Origin of the sequence: Corallococcus sp. CA049B (assembly GCF_003611685.1) — a bacterium.
Lineage (GTDB): Bacteria > Myxococcota > Myxococcia > Myxococcales > Myxococcaceae > Corallococcus > Corallococcus coralloides.
Window position 1 is genome coordinate 25,746 of sequence record NZ_RAWC01000065.1, and the last position, 15,138, is coordinate 40,883.

12 protein-coding genes, 1 tRNA gene and 1 pseudogene are annotated in these 15,138 nt (G+C 65.6%); all 14 read right to left on the reverse strand.

Annotation, left to right across the window (positions count from 1 at the left end; genetic code table 11):
- Positions 1 to 129: 129 nt before the first annotated feature.
- Entirely contained in the window at positions 130 to 891 is a 762-nt protein-coding gene (locus D7W82_RS16885; protein ID WP_120619341.1) for a lytic transglycosylase domain-containing protein, read from the reverse strand.
- On the reverse strand, positions 888 to 1,238 hold the full coding sequence (locus D7W82_RS16890; RefSeq protein WP_120568125.1) for a phasin family protein: 351 nt from the start codon (positions 1,236 to 1,238) through the stop codon (positions 888 to 890). The genes D7W82_RS16885 and D7W82_RS16890 overlap by 4 nt, the downstream gene beginning before the upstream one ends.
- A gap of 103 nt (positions 1,239 to 1,341) precedes the next feature.
- On the reverse strand, positions 1,342 to 1,803 hold the full coding sequence (locus tag D7W82_RS16895) for a hypothetical protein (protein ID WP_120619342.1): 462 nt from the start codon (positions 1,801 to 1,803) through the stop codon (positions 1,342 to 1,344).
- 178 nt (positions 1,804 to 1,981) lie between these two features.
- A complete protein-coding gene (gene rpoC / locus D7W82_RS16900) occupies positions 1,982 to 6,193 on the reverse strand; it encodes a DNA-directed RNA polymerase subunit beta' (RefSeq protein WP_120619343.1) in 4,212 nt (1,403 codons plus the stop codon).
- A gap of 132 nt (positions 6,194 to 6,325) precedes the next feature.
- Complete coding sequence (gene rpoB, locus D7W82_RS16905) at positions 6,326 to 10,552, reverse strand: DNA-directed RNA polymerase subunit beta (protein ID WP_120619344.1); 4,227 nt, start codon at positions 10,550 to 10,552, stop codon at positions 6,326 to 6,328.
- 181 nt (positions 10,553 to 10,733) lie between these two features.
- Positions 10,734 to 11,105 (reverse strand): 50S ribosomal protein L7/L12, encoded by a 372-nt coding sequence (gene rplL, locus D7W82_RS16910; RefSeq protein ID WP_120619345.1) that lies wholly within the window; start codon positions 11,103 to 11,105, stop codon positions 10,734 to 10,736.
- Positions 11,106 to 11,194: 89 nt separating this feature from the next.
- Positions 11,195 to 11,716 carry a 50S ribosomal protein L10 gene (rplJ, locus tag D7W82_RS16915; protein WP_120619346.1) on the reverse strand — a complete coding sequence of 174 codons (522 nt, stop codon included), beginning with the start codon at positions 11,714 to 11,716 and terminating at the stop codon, positions 11,195 to 11,197.
- Between the two features lie 396 nt (positions 11,717 to 12,112).
- Complete coding sequence (rplA, locus tag D7W82_RS16920; RefSeq protein WP_120619347.1) at positions 12,113 to 12,826, reverse strand: 50S ribosomal protein L1; 714 nt, start codon at positions 12,824 to 12,826, stop codon at positions 12,113 to 12,115.
- Between the two features lie 28 nt (positions 12,827 to 12,854).
- The gene (gene rplK, locus D7W82_RS16925; protein WP_120577859.1) at positions 12,855 to 13,301 is read right to left on the reverse strand and encodes a 50S ribosomal protein L11; all 447 of its coding nucleotides are present in this window, start codon (positions 13,299 to 13,301) and stop codon (positions 12,855 to 12,857) included.
- Positions 13,302 to 13,409: 108 nt separating this feature from the next.
- Complete coding sequence (nusG, locus tag D7W82_RS16930) at positions 13,410 to 13,958, reverse strand: transcription termination/antitermination protein NusG (protein ID WP_014397772.1); 549 nt, start codon at positions 13,956 to 13,958, stop codon at positions 13,410 to 13,412.
- The gene (gene secE / locus D7W82_RS16935) at positions 13,958 to 14,401 is read right to left on the reverse strand and encodes a preprotein translocase subunit SecE (RefSeq protein WP_120619348.1); all 444 of its coding nucleotides are present in this window, start codon (positions 14,399 to 14,401) and stop codon (positions 13,958 to 13,960) included. Before secE ends, nusG begins: the two co-directional genes overlap by 1 nt.
- Before the next feature lie 88 nt (positions 14,402 to 14,489).
- Positions 14,490 to 14,565: transfer RNA gene (locus tag D7W82_RS16940), tRNA-Trp, on the reverse strand.
- Between the two features lie 22 nt (positions 14,566 to 14,587).
- Positions 14,588 to 14,752, reverse strand: a complete 165-nt coding sequence (gene rpmG / locus D7W82_RS16945; protein WP_002617522.1) for a 50S ribosomal protein L33 — start codon at positions 14,750 to 14,752, stop codon at positions 14,588 to 14,590.
- Between the two features lie 94 nt (positions 14,753 to 14,846).
- Positions 14,847 to 15,138, reverse strand: a pseudogene (gene tuf, locus D7W82_RS16950) (elongation factor Tu); the annotation flags it as partial.

Genomic DNA, 15,138 nt, shown 5'->3' on the forward strand with positions numbered 1-15,138 from the left:
CCCGGGAGCTTGCGAACGACTTAGCGCACCCGGGGGAGCGGGACAAGGCGGTGACGGCCCTCCTTGGAGCGCTCCGCCGCCCCGAACATTCACCCGGGGGCCCGTCTTCCAGTCCAGCCGCGAACGCCGTCAGGGCGTCGCGGTCGGCGTCTCGTCGGGCGCTGGTGGCGGCAGCTCACGCTGCGCGAGCGCCCAGTCCCCGCCCAGGCCGTGGCCCTCGCGGAAGCGGCGGAAATCGCGCCGCACGGCCCGGGGGTAGCGGCGGAACTTCTCCAGCTCCCCTGCCTTCATGGCGTCCCGGATGCGCGTGGGGCCGGCGTTGTAGGCCATCAGCGCCAGGTCCAGGTCGCCGCCGAAGCGGCCCTGCAGGTTGCGCAGGTAGCGGATGCCCAGGCGCACGCAGACGGCGGGATCCGCCACCACCTCCTCGCGCGACAGCCGCAGGCCTTCCTTCTCCGCCAGGAAGTGCAGCGTGCTGGGCTTGATCTGCATCAGGCCCCGGGCGCCCTTCTCGGAGACGGACTCCTCCTCGAAGTCGGACTCCACGTCGATGAGGGCCAGCACCAGCAGCGGGTCATACCCCGTGCGGCGCGACTCCTCGTCGATGGCCTGCCCCAGCCGCCGGCGCAGCGTGAGCCCCAGGTCCGGGGCGCGCTTGGCCAGCACGGCGTCGATGAGGGCCGCCTCCTCGGAGACGACCTCCTGCGCCACCACCTCGGGGACCATGGGCTGGGGGGCGGACTCCTCCAGGAGGGGCACCACCCGAGCGGACACCACGAGCGCCACGCCCGCGAGCAGCGGGAGCCGGGAGCACCCGCTGCTCAGGGCATGCAGCCCCGCGAAGAACCGCGTTCCCAACGACCTGCCGCCCGAGGCGGCGGGTCCTCTCACTTCCGGTGCTCCAGGGCCTGGATGCGTTCGTTCAGGCGCTCCAGGCGGGCACCGAACGCCTGCAGCTCCTCGCGGCGCGGCAGCTTCAGGAGGGTCAGGGCCGTGCGGACCCGCTCCTCCACGTTGTGCTCCAGGTCCTTGCGGTGCCCCGTCAGCCGCTCCGCGAACTCACGGGCCTGGCGCTTCACCTCGTCCTGGCTCCAGCCCGCGACGGACGCCACGCGCTGCACGGCGCGGGAAGCCTCCTCCTCCGCCGTGTTCACCGCCAGGAGCGCCTGGCTCCAGATCCGCTCGAATGCCTCCGCCACGGAGGTCTTCTCTCGGGGGGCCTCGGTGTTGTTGTCCATGAAGTCGCTCCGGGAGTTACCCCGGGCCCTTCCCGTGGAAGGACCCTGGGCATTCAAAGGGGTTTGCGACCTAAGCACACCCCATGGGTGATGGAAACGCTGCTCAGGCCCGCGGAGAAGACGCCGCGCCGCCCGAATTCTTGGTCGACGGGTGGGCACGACGGGTGGGCTTCAGGAGCACATCCAGCTTCTTCGAAAGGCGGTTCAGCTCCCGGGTGATCTGCTCCACCTGGGACTGGCTGGCAACTCCCACCGCCTCCACGACCTTCGTCTGGAGCCCATCCAACCGCTTGCGCAGCTCTACGCCCGCGGCGTCCACCTTCTTGCTCAGCTCCTGCACGCGAGGGTCGGCGCGCAGCTCACCGGCCTGCACCTTCGTCCACAGCTCCTGGACCTCCTTCGCCGCCACCTGGCCCCGCGTCTCCAGCGCACGGAAGGCCTTGTTCGCCTCCCCTTCCAGGCCCTGGAACCGCTTCTGCGCCTCGGAGAACCGCCCCTTCAGGAAGGCCTCCACGTTCTGCGTCACGCCCGCCTTCGCGTCAGCCTTCTCAGTCGTCGTCGCCATGTCGCGCTCCCCCCCGGGTGTTCCGGGTCTCACAACGTGATGCGTCAAAATAACGCACCGCGACATACTGTCAAGCAAACAGGAAGCGGAGTGTGCAAAACGAGAAAGCCGCCGCCCCGGCATGACACCAGGACGGCGGCTGACTCAGGAAGCGTCAGGGACGCTTCTTACGCAAGCACTAGGCGACGTCAGTGGACCGGGTGTCCGGCCGCGACGGCGGAGGGGCCAGCGGGCCGGTGTCGCCGTGGGTGGCGGCCAGGGCGGCCTCCATCTCGTTGACCTCGTCCGTGGGGCTCTCCACCTCGATGTCGAGGTGCTTGTAGTTCGGCAGGCCCGTGCCGGCGGGGATGAGCCGGCCCATGATGACGTTCTCCTTGAGGCCGCGCAGGTAGTCCACCTTGCCGTTGATGGCGGCCTCGGTGAGCACCTTCGTGGTCTCCTGGAACGACGCCGAGGAGATGAACGACTCGGTGGAGAGCGACGCCTTGGTGATGCCGAGCAGCAGGGGCTCGCCCACGGCCGGGCGCTTCCCTTCGGACATGACCTTCTCGTTCTCCTCCTCGAACACCCACTTCTCGACCTGCTCGTCGACCAGGAAGTTGGTGTCGCCCACGTCGGTGACGCGCACCCGGCGCAGCATCTGCCGGACGATCGTCTCGATGTGCTTGTCGTTGATCTTCACGCCCTGCAGTCGGTAGACCTCCTGCACTTCGTCCACCAGGTAGCGAGCGAGTTCCTTCTCGCCCAGCACCTTGAGGATGTCGTGCGGGTTGGCCGCGCCGTCCATCATCGCCTCGCCGGCCTTCACGCGGTCGCCGGAGTGGACGTTGATGCTCTTGCCCTTGGAGATCAGGTACTCCTTGGCCAAGTCCGCGCGCTGCTCGCCGCTCACCTCGGGGGTGATGATGAGCTTGCGCTTGCCCTTGGTGTCCTTGCCGAAGGACACCACGCCGTCGATCTCCGCGATCGCCGCCGCGTCCTTGGGCTTGCGCGCCTCGAAGAGCTCGGCCACGCGGGGCAGACCGCCCGTGATGTCCTTGGTCTTCGTCGTCTCGCGCGGCACCTTGGCGATGACTTCACCCGCGGAGATCTCATCCTGGTCGTTGACCGTGATGATCGCGCCCTGGGGCAGGAAGTAGCTCGCCTGGTTCTTGGAGGACGGCAGGTCCTTCACGTTGCCGGCCGCGTCGCGGATGGTGACGCGCGGACGCGCCTCCGGGTCCTTGGACTCGATGACCGTCTTGCGCGACAGGCCCGTGACCTCGTCGAGCGTCTCGGACATCGTCACGCCTTCGATGATGTCCTCGTAGCGCACGACACCGCCCACTTCCGTGAGCAGGGGAATCGCGAACGGGTCCCACTCGGCCACCAGCACGCCCGGCTCCAGCTTCTGGCCTTCCTTCACCAGGATGCGGGCGCCGTAGATGATCTGGTAGCGCTCACGCTCGCGGCCGGACTCGTCGACGATGACGATCTCGCCGTTGCGGTTCATGGCCACCAGCGTGCCGTCCGCCTTCTGCACCGTGTTCAGGCCCGCGAACTTCACGGAACCCGCGTAGCGGTTCTCCAGGCTGGACTGCTCCGCGCGACGGGTCGCCGCGCCACCGATGTGGAAGGTGCGCATGGTCAGCTGCGTACCCGGCTCACCGATGGACTGCGCCGCGATGACGCCCACGGCCTCGCCCACGGACACCTTGCGGCCACGCGCCAGGTCACGGCCGTAGCACTCCACGCAGATGCCGCGCTTGGCCTGGCAGGTGAGCACCGAGCGGATCTTCACCTTGTCCAGACCGCTGTTCTCGATGCGGCGGACGCGCTCCTCGTCGATCTCCTCGTTGGCGCGCACCAGCACCTCGCCCGTCACCGGGTCGAGGATGTCGTCCAGGGCCACGCGGCCCAGGATGCGCTCACCCAGCGGCTCGATGATCTCGCCGCCCTCGACCAGGGCGCCGATGAACAGACCGTCCATGGTGCCGCAGTCGTACTCGTTGATGATGGCGTCCTGCGCCACGTCCACGAGACGGCGGGTGAGGTAACCGGAGTTGGCCGTCTTGAGCGCCGTGTCCGCCAGGCCCTTGCGGGCGCCGTGCGTGGAGATGAAGTACTGGAGCACGGAGAGGCCTTCACGGAAGTTGGCCGTGATGGGCGTCTCGATGATTTCGCCGGAGGGCTTCGCCATCAGGCCGCGCATACCCGCCAGCTGGCGGATCTGCTGGGCGCTGCCGCGGGCGCCGGAGTCGGCCATGATGTAGATGGGGTTGAACGACGGCTGCTTGCGCGTCACGCGCTTGCCGTCGACGTCCCCGGAAGCCTCGTCCTGGGAGATCTGCTGCATCATCTCCTGGGCGACCTTCTCGGTGATCTCCGCCCAGATATCGATGACCTTGTTGTAGCGCTCACCGTCGGTGATGAGGCCTTCCAGGTACTGGTTCTCGATCTCCGCCACTTCCTTGCGCGCGTAGTCCAGGAACTCCTGCTTCTTCGCAGGGATGATCATGTCCTTGAGCGCGATGGAGATACCGGCGCGGGTCGCGTGGAAGTAGCCCGCGCTGCGGACGCGGTCCGCCAGCAGCACCGTCTCCTTCTCGCCCGTGAGGCGGTAGCAGAGGTCGATGAGGTTACCGAGCGACTTCTTGTCGAGCACCTTGTTGATGGCGTCGAAGCCCACGCGGCGCGGAACGACTTCCCACAGCAGCACGCGGCCGACCGTGGTCTCCTTGCGCTTGCCGTCGATGCGGCACACCACCTTGGCCTGCAGGTGGACCTCGCCGTGGTCGTACGCGGCGCGCACCTCGTCCGGCGACGCGAACACGCGGCCTTCGCCGTTGGCGAACTCGCGGGCGCGCGTCATGTAGTAGATGCCGAGCACCATGTCCTGCGTCGGGACGATGATGGGCTTGCCGTTCGCGGGGCTGAGGATGTTGTTCGTCGACATCATCAGCACGCGCGCTTCCATCTGGGCCTCGATGGACAGCGGCACGTGCACGGCCATCTGGTCGCCGTCGAAGTCCGCGTTGAACGCGGCGCAGACCAGCGGGTGCAGCTGGATGGCCTTGCCTTCGATGAGCACGGGCTCGAAGGCCTGCATGCCCAGGCGGTGCAGCGTGGGGGCGCGGTTTAGGAGCACCGGGTGCTCGCGGATCACGTCCTCGAGGATGTCCCAGACCTCCGGACGCTCCTTCTCCACCATCTTCTTCGCGGACTTGATGGTGGTGACGTAGCCCTTCTCTTCGAGCTTGTTGTAGATGAACGGCTTGAAGAGCTCGAGCGCCATGATCTTCGGCAGGCCGCACTGGTGCAGGCGCAGCTCGGGACCGACGACGATGACGGAGCGGCCCGAGTAGTCCACGCGCTTGCCGAGCAGGTTCTGGCGGAACCGGCCCTGCTTGCCCTTGAGCATGTCGGACAGCGACTTCAGCGGCCGCTTGTTCGGGCCGGTGATGGTCTTGCCGCGGCGGCCGTTGTCGAACAGCGCGTCCACGGCCTCCTGGAGCATCCGCTTCTCGTTGCGGATGATGATGTCCGGCGCGTTCAGCTCCTGGAGCCGCTTGAGGCGGTTGTTCCGGTTGATGACGCGGCGGTACAGGTCGTTGAGGTCGGAGGTCGCGAAGCGACCGCCGTCCAGGGGCACCAGCGGACGCAGGTCGGGCGGGATGACCGGGATGACGTCCAGCATCATCCACTCCGGCTTGTTGCCGGAGACGCGGAACGCCTCCGCCACCTTCAGGCGCTTGGCGTACTTCTTCCGCTTCGCCTCGCTGGTGGTCTCGCGCATGTCCTTGCGCAGTTCCTCGGACAGCTTCTCCACGTCCAGGGACTTGAGCATCTCGCGGACGGCCTCGCCGCCCATGCCCGCGCTGAACGAGTCCTCACCGTGCTCCTGGAAGAGCCGGTGCATCTTCTCCTCGGAGATCAGCTCGCCCCGCTGGAGCGGCGTCGCCTTGGGGTCGATGACCATGTAGCTCTCGCAGTACAGCACCTTCTCCATCTCCTTGAGGGTGATGTCGAGCAGGTTGCCGATGCGGCTGGGCAGCGACTTGAGGAACCAGATGTGGGCCACGGGCGTGGCCAGCGTGATGTGGCCCAGGCGCTCACGGCGCACCTTGGACTGGATGACCTCCACGCCGCACTTCTCGCACACGACGCCACGGTGCTTCATGCGCTTGTACTTGCCGCAGTTGCACTCGTAGTCCTTCACCGGCCCGAAGATGCGGGCGCAGAACAGGCCGTCCCGCTCCGGCTTGAAGGTGCGGTAGTTGATCGTCTCCGGCTTCTTCACCTCGCCGTGCGACCACTGACGGATCTTGTCGGGCGACGCCAGCGCGATGCGGATGGCGTTGAACGACAGCGGGTCCTTCGGCTTCTCGAAGAAGTTGAAAATGTCCTTCACGTTGCCTCCGAAAACTTATGAGCGCTCAGGGCGCCAAACGTTTCGGGCCCCCGCCCTGCGCCCGGCCAGCTGCTCCCTCCACGAGGAAGCAGCCAGCCGGTCAGGCGGGCGCACCGGCTTCTTTGAAAAGGCCTAGGCCTCGGTCCCCGACTTCCGGTCCTCGCCGTCGCCGCCGCCCAGGAAGTCACCGCCGAAGCTGCGCTGCCGCTCCGGGGGCGCGCTCTCCAGCAGCTCCACGTCCAGGGCCAGCGACTGGAGCTCCTTGAGGAGCACGTTGAACGACTCGGGCAGGCCGGACTCCAGGACGTTGTCGCCCTTGACGATCGCCTCGTACATGCGCGTGCGGCCCACCACGTCGTCCGACTTGACCGTGAGGAACTCCTGCAGCGTGTACGCCGCGCCGTAGGCCTCCATCGCCCAGACTTCCATCTCGCCCAGACGCTGACCGCCGAACTGGGCCTTGCCGCCCAGGGGCTGCTGCGTGACGAGCGAGTAGGGCCCGATGGAACGGGCGTGGATCTTCTCGTCCACCAGGTGGTGCAGCTTGAGCATGTACATCACGCCCACGGTGACGTTCTGGTCGAACGGCTCACCCGTGCGGCCGTCGAAGAGCACCATCTGACCGGAGCGCGGCAGCCGGCCCTCGTCGAAGAGGGCGTGCAGTTCCGTTTCGCGAGCGCCGTCGAACACCGGCGTCGCCACGTGGATGCCCTTCTTCAGGCGGCGGCAGAGGTCCTGGACTTCGGGGTCGGACAGGCCGTCCACGAAGTCACCGAACGCCTTGTCGTCGTAGATGGTCTTCAGCTGCTTCTTGAGCTGCTCGCCGCTGAAGTTCTCATCCAGGTAGCGCTGGATCTGCTCGCCCACGCCCTTCGCGGCCCAACCCAGGTGGACCTCGAGGATCTGCCCGATGTTCATTCGGGACGGAACGCCGAGCGGGTTGAGGACGATGTCCACCGGACGGCCATCCTCCAGGTACGGCATGTCCTCCTCGGGGAGGACGCGGGACACGACGCCCTTGTTGCCGTGGCGGCCGGCCATCTTGTCGCCCACCGCCAGCTTGCGCTTGATGGCGACGTACACCTTCACCATCTTGATGACGCCCGGGGGGAGCTCGTCGCCCTTCTTGATGCGGGCGATCTTCTCGCCGAAGGCCAGCTTCACGGCCTCCTTCGTCTCCTCCAGGTTGCGCAGGATGTCGCGCAGGCGCGCGTCCAGCGGGTCGCCCACGGAGATCTCGCCCCAGTACTTGTACGGCACCGTGGCCAGCAGCTCGTCGTTGAGGATGTCCCCCTTCTTCAGGAGGATCTTCCCCTTGTCGTCCACGAGCTTGCCCTGGACCTCCTTGCCGCGGACCAGGCCGCGCAGGCGGCTGTACGCGGAGTCCTGGAGGACCTTGATCTCGTCGTTCTGGTCCTTGAGGAGCTTCGCCTCCTCCATGGACTCGATCTGCTTGGCGCGCTCGTCCTTCTCCACGCCCTTGCGGCTGAACACCTTGGCGTTGATGACGGTGCCGACCACGCCCGGGGGCACGCGCAGCGAGCTGTCGCGCACGTCGCCGGCCTTCTCACCGAAGATGGCGCGCAGCAGCTTCTCTTCGGGGGAGAGCTGGGTCTCGCCCTTCGGAGTGATCTTGCCCACCAGCACGTCGCCGGGCTTCACCTCGGCGCCGATGCGGATGATGCCGCTCTCGTCCAGGTCCTTGAGGGCTTCCTCACCCACGTTCGGGATGTCGCGGGTGATCTCCTCCTTGCCCAGCTTGGTGTCGCGCGCGATGCACTCGAACTCCTCGATGTGGATGGACGTGAAGACGTCCTCCTTGAGGATGCGCTCGCTGAGCAGGATGGAGTCTTCGAAGTTGTAGCCCTGCCACGGCATGAACGCGACGACGATGTTCTGTCCCAGCGCCAGCTCACCGGTCTCGGTGGCCGGGCCGTCCGCGATCACGTCGCCCTTCTTCACCCGGTCACCCTTGCGGATGATGGGCTTCTGGTTGAGGCACGTGTTCTGGTTGGAGCGCTGGTACTTGAGCAGGTTGTAGATGTCCACTTCGCTGGACACGTCGCTCAGGGCCGCGTTGGAGTCCGCCTTCACCACGATGCGGCTGGCGTCCACCGACTCCACGATGCCGTCACGGCGCGCCACGCAGGTGACGCCCGAGTCGCGGGCCACGATGGCCTCGATGCCCGTGCCCACGAGCGGCGCCGCCGTGCGCAGCAGCGGCACGGCCTGGCGCTGCATGTTGGAGCCCATGAGCGCGCGGTTCGCGTCGTCGTTCTCCAGGAACGGGATGAGGGAGGCGGCCACCGACACCAGCTGGTTCGGGGACACGTCCATCAGGTCCACGTCCTCGGCCTTGACCTGGACGAACTCGCCGCTGCGGCGGCTCTGCACCAGCGCGTTGACGAACTTGCCCTTCTTGTCCGTCTCCGCGTTCGCCTGGGCGATGGTGTGCTTCTCCTCCTCGAGCGCCGAGTAGAAGGCCACGTCCCCCGTCACGCTGCCCGCGTCCACCTTGCGGTACGGCGTCTCCACGAAGCCGAACTCGTTGACGCGCGCGTAGGTCGACAGCGACGCGATGAGGCCGATGTTCGGGCCTTCCGGCGTCTCGATGGGGCAGATGCGGCCGTAGTGCGTCGGGTGCACGTCGCGGACTTCGAAGCCCGCGCGCTCACGCGTGAGGCCGCCAGGCCCGAGCGCGGACAGACGGCGCTTGTGCGTGACTTCCGAGAGCGGGTTCGTCTGGTCCATGAACTGCGACAGCTGGCTGGACCCGAAGAACTCCTTGATCACCGCCGTCACCGGCTTGGCGTTGATCAGGTCGTGCGGCATGAGCGTCTCGATCTCCTGGAGGCTCATGCGCTCCTTGATCGCGCGCTCCATGCGGACGAGGCCGATGCGGTACTGGTTCTCCAAGAGCTCGCCCACCGCGCGGACGCGGCGGTTGCCCAGGTGATCGATGTCGTCGATCGTGCCCTTGCCGTTCTTCAGGTCGATCAGGTAGCGGATGACCTCCAGGATGTCGCGCTTGGTCAGGATCTGACCGTCGAGGGGCTCCTCGAGGCTGAACTTGAAGTTCAGCTTGAGGCGGCCGACCTTGGACAGGTCGTAGCGCTCCGGGTTGAAGAACAGGTTGCTGAACAGGTTCGTCGCCGTCTCCGGCGTCGGGGGATCGCCCGGGCGCAGACGCCGGTAGATCTCCATGATGGCCTGCTCGGGCGACTCGATCTTGTCCAGCATCAACGTCTCACGCAGGTACGGACCCACGTTGAGGTTGTCGATGAAGAGGACCTTGAACTCCTTGATGTCGCGCTTGAGGAGCTCGTCCACCTTCTCCTGGGACACCTCCTCGTTGCACTCGAGGATGACCTCACCGGTGTTCTCGTCCACCACGTCGTAGGCGGACACCTTGGTGAAGAGCTCGTCCGCGTCGATGGGCAGCTTGGTCATCTTCGCCGCTTCGAGCTTCTTGATGGCGGCGCGCGTGAACTTGCGGTTCTTCTTGACGATCAGCTCACCGGCCTTGGTCTTGATGTCGCGCGTGGCGCGCTGACCCGGCAGGAGCTCCAGCTCGACGGACTTCTCGAAGTCCGCGGCGCTCTGCAGGTAGATGGTCTCGGTGGCGTAGTAGTAGTTGAGGATTTCCTCGGTGGAACCCTTGAAGTCGAGCGGGTTCTTCTTCGCCGTATCACCGACCGCGCCCAGGGCGCGGATGAGCACGGTCGCCGGCAGCTTGCGGCGCCGGTCGATGCGCACGTACAGCAGGTCCTTGTGGTCGAACTCGAAGTCGATCCACGAGCCGCGGTACGGGATGATGCGGGCGTTGTAGAGCAGCTTGCCCGACGAGTGGCTCTTGCCCTTGTCGTGGTCGAAGAACGCACCCGGGCTGCGGTGCAGCTGGCTCACCACGACGCGCTCGGTGCCGTTGATGATGAACGTACCGTTCTGGGTCATCAGCGGGATTTCGCCGAAGTAGACCTCCTGCTCCTTCACGTCGCGGATGGACTGGGCGCCGGTCTCCTCGTCCTTGTCCCAGACGACCAGGCGCACGACGACCTTGATAGGCGCCGAGTAGGTCATTCCACGCTGGTGGCACTCATCGACGTCGTACTTCGGCTTCTCCAGGTGATAGCTCACAAACTCCAGCGAGGAGGTCTCGTTGAAGTCCCGGATCGGGAAGACGGACTTGAAGACACCCTGAAGGCCAAGGTCCTCACGCTTCTCCGGGGCGATGTCGGCCTGGAGGAACTTCTCGTAGGATTGCTTCTGGATGTTGATGAGATTGGGAATGTCGATGATCTTCGCGATTTTCGCGAAGGTCTTCCGCACGCGGAAATTGTTCTGGATCTGCGTCGGCATTCGGTCTCCGGGGACGGCTGCTCGGGCGGGGCAAACTTCAGTAACGCGCGGCGGCGCCGGGAAATTTGGCAAATGTCAAATGGGCAAAGCCGGCGCCCCAGCAAAGGGAGCGCCGGCCTGCTCATCCGATCAGGCGGCTACCCGGGATTTCCCGGAAGAACAGGGTAGCCCCTGTACAGAACTACTTGATCTCGACGGTGGCGCCAGCCGCGACGAGCTGGTCCTTGATCTTCTTGGCGTCGTCCTTGTTGACGCCTTCCTTGACCGTCTTGGGCGCGCCCTCGACCAGATCCTTGGCCTCCTTCAGGCCCAGGCCGGTGATCGCGCGGATCTCCTTGATGACGTTGATCTTGTTGGCGCCGGCGTTCGCCAGCACCACGTTGAACTCCGTCTTCTCCTCGACAGGAGCGGCGGCGGCGGCGGGACCCGCGGCGGCAACGGCCACGGCGGCGGCGGAAACGCCCCACTTGTTCTCCAGCAGCTTCACGAGCTCGCCCGCCTCGAGGACGGTGAGCTTCGAGAGTTCTTCAGCAATCGCGTTCAAATCGGCCATGGAACTGTTCCTTCTGGTTGACTAACGGCCGGCGACCCATTTGGGCGGCTCGGCCGAAGAGGTTGCGGTAGAAAAACTTCTCGGGACGATTACTGACCCTGCGCCTTGTCCGCGTGCGCCTGGATGACGCGCGCGAGCTGCGACCCGGGGGCCGCGATGGTCCGGACCAGCTTGCCTGCAGGCTGGTTGAGCATGCCGAGCAACATCCCGCGCAGCTCATTGAGGCCCGGCAGCTTCGCCAGTGCCTTCACGCCGTTGGCGTCGACCTTGTTACCGGCGACGACGGCGCTACGGACCTTGATGGTCTCCATGTCCTTGATGAAATCCATCAGGATCTTCGCAGGAGCCACCTCGTCGTCGTAGCTGATGCACAGCGCCACGGGACCGGTGAAGTCATCCGAGATCGCGGAGACGGTCGTACCCTGAGCGGCACGGCGCGCCAGCGTGTTCTTGATGACCTTGTACTCGACCTTGCCCTCGCGGAACTTGCGACGCAGCTTGGTAACGGTCTCGACGTTCACCTTGGAGGACTCCACGAGCACCGCGGTCTTGGTCCGGGTGAACTTCTCGTGAAGCTCCTTGATCATTTCTTCCTTCTCGCTCTTCAGCACCTTGACTCACCTCCTTCATGGCCCGACCTGACAGTCGGGCGTGATGCCTGGGCCAAAGTGGCAGAGCGAGAGAGGAGCCTCCGAGAGGCACCACACCGCACCTCCAGTCTCGGCAGGGCTGACCTTGCGGTCGTTTGAACCAGGAGCGGATGGACGGCCCGACCGGTTGCCCGGTTCCCAACGGACGCGTCTTCTCCCATCCAGGTCCCTGCTGTCATGAACCAGGTCGGAACGCCGCGTCTCTCGACATGGCGCCCCAATTGCAAAAGCCGGGGGCCTATACCCCCGGCTTTCGCAAAGATCCAGCACTTTCTAACGGACCGACGTTCACGGGCGACGGGACTGACGCTCCCCGTCAGGGAGCGCACCCTTCCCTGCCCGTCCTGGCAGCCGCGATTAGCGGTGACGCGCCAGGATTTCCGTGGTGTCGAGCTTGATGCCCGGTCCCATGGTCGTCGAGATGGCGATGCCCTGCAGGTACACGCCCTTGGCGGTGGCCGGCTTGAGCTTCATCACCAGGTCCACCAGCGCGTTGAAGTTCGCCTCGAGCTTGTCCGCAGGGAAGGAGGCCTTGCCCATCTTCGCGTGTACGATGCCCGCCTTCTCAGCGCGGAAGTCGACCTTACCGCCCTTGGAGTCGCGGATGGCCTTGGCGACGTCCATGGTCACCGTGCCGACCTTCGGGTTCGGCATGAGGCCACGGGGACCGAGCACCTTACCGAGGCGGCCGACGATACCCATCATGTCCGGCGTCGCGATGACGGTGTCGAAGTCGAGGAAGCCCTCCTCGATGCGCTTCTGGAGGTCCTCGGCGCCGACGATGTCCGCGCCGGCGTTGGTGGCCTCGGTGGCGCGCTCGCCCTTGGCGAACACGGCCACGCGCACGGTGGCGCCGGTGCCGTGCGGGAGCACCACGGCGCCACGGACCATCTGGTCCGCGTGCTTCGGGTCCACGCCCAGGTTGATGGCGACGTCGACCGTCTGGTCGTACTTCGTCGCGCGGGCATCCACCGTCTTCTTCAGCAGCGCGAAGCCCTCGGCGACGGCGTAGCGCTTGTTGCGGTCCACCAGCTCGTTGGACGCGCGGAACTTCTTTCCATTGGTAGCCATGGCAGGAATCCTTGAGAGGTAGGGCGGGCTAGCCGACGACGTCGATGCCCATGGAGCGCGCGGTGCCGGCAATGGTGTTCATGCAGGCTTCGAGGGACGCGGCGGTGGTGTCCTGGATCTTCTTGTTGGCGATCTCCTCGAGCTGCTTGCGGGTGATCTGCCCCACCTTCTCCTTGCCCGGCTTCTTCGCGCCCGAACCCTTCTTCTTCTCCGTGTGGAGACCCGCGGCCTTCTTGATGAGGATCGCGGCGGGAGGGGTCTTCAGGATGAAGGTGAAGGAGCGGTCCTGATACACGGTGATGATCACCGGGATGATCAGACCCTCCTTGGCCTCCGCCTGCGTCTTGGCGTTGAACTGCTTGCAGAACTCCATGATGTTCACGCCCTGCTGACCGAGCGCGGGACCAATCGGCGGGGCGGGGTTCGCCTTGCCGGCGGGGATCTGCAACTTGACCTGACCTGTGACCTTCTTCATCGGCGGACTGCTGCCTTTCGAGAGGGTGGTTCCGACGGGCCGCCAGACGGGGCGACCCTCCCACCCGTTGATCCGCGCCCGTCACCCGGGCGCGGAAGACCTGTGAAACTAGCCGGTGGTCTTCTCCACCTGCATGAAGTCGAGTTCCACGGGGGTCGCACGACCGAAGATGCTGACGAGCACGCGCACGCGGCCCTTCTCCGGGTTGACCTCTTCCACGGTGCCATTGAAGTTGGCGAACGGACCGTCGATGACGCGCACCGTGTCGCTGGTCTCGAACTGGACCTTGGGCTTGGCCTTGTGGGCGCCCTCGGTGACCTGCGCGGTGAGGCGCTCGACCTCGCGGTCCGACATGGGCCGGGGCTGCTCGTTCTGACCGACGCCCGGGAACCCCGTCACCTTGGAGGTGTTCTTCACCAGGTGGACGGTGGTGTCGCTGAGCTCCATCTGGACGAAGATGTAGCCCGGAAACAGCTTGCGGCGGGTGGTCTTCTTCTCGCCGTTCACCATCTCCACGACCTGCTCCATGGGGATGAGGATCTCACCAATCAGATCCTGGTCCTGCAGGCCCTTGAGGCGCACCTGCTCTTCCAGGTTCTTCTTCGCCTGGTTCTCGTAGTTCGAGTAGGTCTGGACCGTGAACCATTTCTTCGCCATTACAGCTTCCCCCACAGGGCAGGCAGCCACTCCACCATCAAGTTGTAGGCGACGGTGTCGATGCAGAAGAGCAGAACGGCCGCCACCAGCGAGGCGACGACCACGGCCATGGTCGACGCACGGGTCTCCGACCAGGTAGGCCAGGTGACCTTCATCAATTCGGCCGCCACGTCGATGGAGAGTGCGTGCGTGCGAGGGTGGAAGTAGGCCGCCAGCATCAGGGCCAGGGCGACCCCGTAGCCCGCGAGCGTCGACACGCGCCAGCCGAGGCCTTCGAAGAGTTCCACGTCGCTCCAGCCGAACCGGCTCCAGAGCAACCCGAAGACGTGCTCCAGGAAGAGGGCCAGGACGATGCCGGAGACGAGATAGAAGATGACCACGAGCCGCTTGGGGTCGATGCCCGAGCGGTTAGCCTGCTGGCTGGCCTCAGATGCCGTCGCCATGGTGCCTCACGAGGGACTGCGGAAGCGGGACTGCGAAAAGGCAGGGACCCCCGGCACCGCTCGGTACCGGGGGTCCCTGTACTGAAGCTGGCAGGCCAGGAGGGATTCGAACCCCCAACACGCGGATTTGGAGACCGCTGCTCTACCGTTGGAGCTACTGGCCTAAACCTTCATGAAACCGACGACCTAGACCTTGCCTTCCTTGTGGTCCGTGTGCTTGCGGCAGCGAGGGCAGAACTTGCTCAACTCAAGCTTGTCCTGGCTCTTCCGCTTGTTCTTCGTGGTCGTGTAGTTCCGCTCTTTGCACGTGGTGCACTCGAGCGAGATGATGGAACGGTTACCCTTAGGCATGGTTCATTTCACCAGATGCGAGAAGGGAAGGCTACAAAAGCAGCCCTCCCCTCCGCAACTCAGTGCCCGTGAAAGCCGGTCGGCGGGAAGCCGACTAGGCGATGATCTCCGCAACGACGCCGGCGCCCACCGTACGGCCACCCTCGCGGACGGCGAACCGGAGCTCCTTCTCCATCGCAACCGGGGTGATGAGCTCCACCTCGATGGCGATGTTGTCGCCCGGCATGACCATCTCGACGTTGTCCGGCAGCTTCACCGTGCCCGTCACGTCCGTGGTGCGGAAGTAGAACTGCGGACGGTACCCCTTGAAGAACGGGGTGTGGCGGCCGCCCTCTTCCTTCGACAGCACGTAAATCTGCGCCTTGAACTTCGTGTGCGGCGTGATG

What these genes read in the sequence shown, in the direction of transcription:
- D7W82_RS16890 (WP_120568125.1), bottom strand. Translation starts at nt 1,238, where the DNA reads ATGGACAACAACACCGAGGCCCCCCGAGAGAAGACCTCCGTGGCGGAG.
- D7W82_RS16895 (WP_120619342.1), bottom strand. Translation starts at nt 1,803, where the DNA reads ATGGCGACGACGACTGAGAAGGCTGACGCGAAGGCGGGCGTGACGCAG.
- rpoB (WP_120619344.1), bottom strand. Translation starts at nt 10,552, where the DNA reads ATGCCGACGCAGATCCAGAACAATTTCCGCGTGCGGAAGACCTTCGCG.
- rplL (WP_120619345.1), bottom strand. Translation starts at nt 11,105, where the DNA reads ATGGCCGATTTGAACGCGATTGCTGAAGAACTCTCGAAGCTCACCGTC.
- rplA (WP_120619347.1), bottom strand. Translation starts at nt 12,826, where the DNA reads ATGGCTACCAATGGAAAGAAGTTCCGCGCGTCCAACGAGCTGGTGGAC.
- rplK (WP_120577859.1), bottom strand. Translation starts at nt 13,301, where the DNA reads ATGAAGAAGGTCACAGGTCAGGTCAAGTTGCAGATCCCCGCCGGCAAG.
- nusG (WP_014397772.1), bottom strand. Translation starts at nt 13,958, where the DNA reads ATGGCGAAGAAATGGTTCACGGTCCAGACCTACTCGAACTACGAGAAC.
- secE (WP_120619348.1), bottom strand. Translation starts at nt 14,401, where the DNA reads ATGGCGACGGCATCTGAGGCCAGCCAGCAGGCTAACCGCTCGGGCATC.
- rpmG (WP_002617522.1), bottom strand. Translation starts at nt 14,752, where the DNA reads ATGCCTAAGGGTAACCGTTCCATCATCTCGCTCGAGTGCACCACGTGC.